This is a genomic window from Algoriphagus faecimaris (genome assembly GCF_900101705.1).
Lineage (GTDB): Bacteria > Bacteroidota > Bacteroidia > Cytophagales > Cyclobacteriaceae > Algoriphagus > Algoriphagus faecimaris.
Genome location: NZ_FNAC01000088.1, coordinates 1 through 3,032 on the forward strand (window position 1 = coordinate 1; position 3,032 = coordinate 3,032).

A 3,032-nucleotide genomic window follows, 5' to 3' on the forward strand; every position below is an offset into this window, starting at 1 on the left:
GTGGAAATATGGAAAACTCAACCGGCCTCTGTATACTTGAAGTCAAATGAATTCTGTCCTAACAATTGGGGTATGCTCATTCAAAATAATAGCTCAGTTATAAAGCGAAATTATTCATCTAAGGGTCGTGAATTTGTGATGGAAAAACAATATTTCTATTTGAAGAAATCCAAACCCATCATCGATCAAATTGACACGGTATTGGCAGAGCATTACGGTTTTACGGAAGCGGAGTTGGATTTTATCATCAACTACGATATCAAGTACCGCATGGGCAAGGCTTTGTATGGGGAGGCGGAAGATGACAATGAAGAAGATTAGAGTATGATAAGAATATTTGTTAGCAGTGTACAAAAGGAGTTTGAGCAAGAAAGGCTCAAGCTGTTCGAGTGGATAACCGCAGATCCCTTTCTCGGTAAGTTCTTCGAGGTGTTCCTCTTTGAGAAACTACCTGCTATGGACAATACACCGCAACAAGTTTTTTTAGATGAGATTGCCCAATGCGAAATTTACTTGGGCATATTGGGCAAAGAATACGGTTTTGTAGGTAAAAAAGGTGTCTCCGTTACAGAAGAAGAATTTGATGAAGCTTCTAGGTTGCACAAGCAGCGTTTCGTATTTGTCACAGACCATGCTAATGCCGACAGAGATAAAGAGCAAGTAAGCTTCATTCAAAAAGCCCAGGCCTTTTTAGTTAGACGAAAGTTTTCAGATTATGCTGACTTAAAGTCTTTGGTTTACGCTTCCCTTGTTCGTTACTTGGAAGACACAGGAAGAATTCAAACCACACCTTTTGATTCTTCTGTTTCTGCACAGGCAGACTTATCAGTTATTGACCCAAAGAAAGTAGCCGACTTTGTTAGTCTAGCACGCTCAAAAAGAGGATTTAAGTTGCAGCCCACCGCTCCTTTTCAAGAGGTATTGACGCATTTGAATCTGCTAAAAGATGGGAAACCAAATAATGCGGCCATTTTGCTCTTCGGACATGAGCCTTCTCGATTTTTTCCAAGTTCAGAAGTACGCTGTGAATACCATTTAGGTACCGAGCGCAAAAAACCGATTGCGTCCTACAAAGTATTTACCGGTACCGTTTTCGAATTAGTTGACCAAGCCGAAGATTTCATCCTTTCCAAATTAGACTATCAAGTTGAAACTCGTTCAGAAGGAACATCCATACCGGGTAAGTATGAAATTCCAAGAGAAGTTATTGCTGAAGCCATTGTAAATGCTGTTGCCCATAGAGATTACACGAATAATGGCAGTGTTCAAGTCATGCTTTTTAAAGACCGTTTGGAGATTCGCAACCCGGGTGCTCTTCCTTTAGGTTGGACCGTTGAGAAATTGAAAGGACTTCATACTTCTGTTCCACGAAACCTTTTGTTGGCCGAACCAATGTACCAAGCAGGTTACATTGAGCGATTAGGTACCGGAACATCTGATATGGTAACTAATGCAAATCAAGCCGGCTTGGTTGACCCTGTCTTTCTTCAGGAAGATACGTTTAACGTAACCATTTATCGCAAAGGGTATGGTGTTGCCGACCAAGTACCGACTAAGCAGCGACCAAGTACCGATGAAGTACCGCAGAAGTACCGTAGAAGTACCGTAGAAGTTCAAAATCTAATAAAAGCGTTGGTTGGAGAAATGAGTCGGAAAGACATACAGATAGCATTACAACTAAAACACGAAGGGAATTTTAGAGAAAATTACCTAGAGCCGGCATTGCAGGAGAAATTAATACAGATGAAATATCCTGATAGTCCGAATCATCCAAAACAACGCTATTTGTTAACGGATAAAGGACAAGAATTACTCAATAATCTGTAAATGGAATTCTTAGGGAACAAAGACATATTGAAAAATCACAAAACAGGCTTTCTAAGTTCAAGAAAATGCCCCGCAGAAGTAGTTCTCAAAAGCTACGAATGGGCAAAATTTCAAAGAACAGAAGGAAATTGTGTAGTCTGTGGTAACCACTCACAGATTGAACAAGACGTTTTTGAAATTCTATTGAAAGGCGATCAACCACTAGTGTTGGTTTTACCAAGAGGACTAAAAAAGCGTTGGGACAAAAGTTGGCTTGAAAATATAGAGAAAAACAGATTGTTGATTATATCACCTTTTACGAAAGACATTACAAGAGTGACGAGAGAAACTGCAATTCATAAAAATGAAACAATTCTAAGCCTAAGCGACAACATAGTGGTTGGGTACAAATCACCCAATGGACAACTAGACAGATTACTAACGAAGTTAAAAATTGACCATGTTTAATCCCACGCTTCACAGCCACACACAACTTGTCCCGACCCTTTGGGATTGCCAAGCCACTCAAAGCAGCAGCAGAATCCAAAGCTTATCGGCAGCATATCGCTGCCCAACCTCACAACCGAAAAAGAAAGCACGGGCATAAAACACTGTATAAAAGCAATAGCGGGTGAGGTGGTAAATCGAAGGTCGGTGCTTCTAATCCGCTACTGCACATACACGCAAAACGTTGTGGTGAATGATAAAATGACCACCGATTTAAAAAATTCGTATCTTCAAGAAAGATTAAAAAAATGGAAACTATTAGAATTGACATATTGAATCCTAAAGCCAAAGCCCTTTTGAAAGACCTTGCAAATTTAGATTTGATAAGGATTAAGAAAGACAATTCTGAGAATGCTTTTACTGAAGTATTGAAAAAAATCCGGAGTAAGTCAGATGAAGCCCCAAGTTTAGAAGAAATTACTAAAGAGGTTGAAAAAGTCCGTAAAGCCCGGTATGAAAAATAGAAGGGTAATTCTAGATACTAATCTGTGGATAAGCTTTTTGATCTCCAAAAGACAAAAGGAATTGGATGTACTTATTGAATCTGGGGCATTAACATTGATTTTTTCGCAAGAATTGCTTGAAGAGTTTTTAGAGGTTTCAGAAAGGCCCAAATTCAAAAGATTTTATGAATATCCGCAAAGTCACCAGTAGCCAAATAAGTTCTTTTTGACAGTTGGTGTCAATTGCTTTATTAAGGGTTTAACTCGATTTAAATT

At 39.1% G+C, this 3,032-nt stretch carries 5 protein-coding genes; all 5 read left to right on the plus strand.

All coding sequences use genetic code 11. The features are described 5' to 3' along the window. Positions 1 to 321 (plus strand): hypothetical protein (locus tag BLQ57_RS20625; protein WP_217639537.1); only part of this gene is annotated, 321 nt, incomplete at its 5' end. 3 nt (positions 322 to 324) lie between these two features. Beyond that, the gene (locus BLQ57_RS20630; protein WP_087941493.1) at positions 325 to 1,827 is read left to right on the plus strand and encodes a Fic family protein; all 1,503 of its coding nucleotides are present in this window, start codon (positions 325 to 327) and stop codon (positions 1,825 to 1,827) included. Continuing rightward, positions 1,828 to 2,274, plus strand: a complete 447-nt coding sequence (locus BLQ57_RS20635) for a DNA-processing protein DprA (protein WP_087941494.1) — start codon at positions 1,828 to 1,830, stop codon at positions 2,272 to 2,274. A gap of 287 nt (positions 2,275 to 2,561) precedes the next feature. Beyond that, entirely contained in the window at positions 2,562 to 2,777 is a 216-nt protein-coding gene (locus BLQ57_RS20640; RefSeq protein WP_087941495.1) for a hypothetical protein, read from the plus strand. Beyond that, on the plus strand, positions 2,767 to 2,967 hold the full coding sequence (locus BLQ57_RS20645) for a putative toxin-antitoxin system toxin component, PIN family (RefSeq protein WP_087941496.1): 201 nt from the start codon (positions 2,767 to 2,769) through the stop codon (positions 2,965 to 2,967). The genes BLQ57_RS20640 and BLQ57_RS20645 overlap by 11 nt, the downstream gene beginning before the upstream one ends. The last annotated feature ends 65 nt before the right edge of the window (positions 2,968 to 3,032 follow it).

Coding starts and splice junctions, on each gene's coding strand:
- BLQ57_RS20630 (WP_087941493.1), top strand. CDS start 325: ATGATAAGAATATTTGTTAGCAGTGTACAAAAGGAGTTTGAGCAAGAA.
- BLQ57_RS20635 (WP_087941494.1), top strand. CDS start 1,828: ATGGAATTCTTAGGGAACAAAGACATATTGAAAAATCACAAAACAGGC.
- BLQ57_RS20640 (WP_087941495.1), top strand. CDS start 2,562: ATGGAAACTATTAGAATTGACATATTGAATCCTAAAGCCAAAGCCCTT.
- BLQ57_RS20645 (WP_087941496.1), top strand. CDS start 2,767: ATGAAAAATAGAAGGGTAATTCTAGATACTAATCTGTGGATAAGCTTT.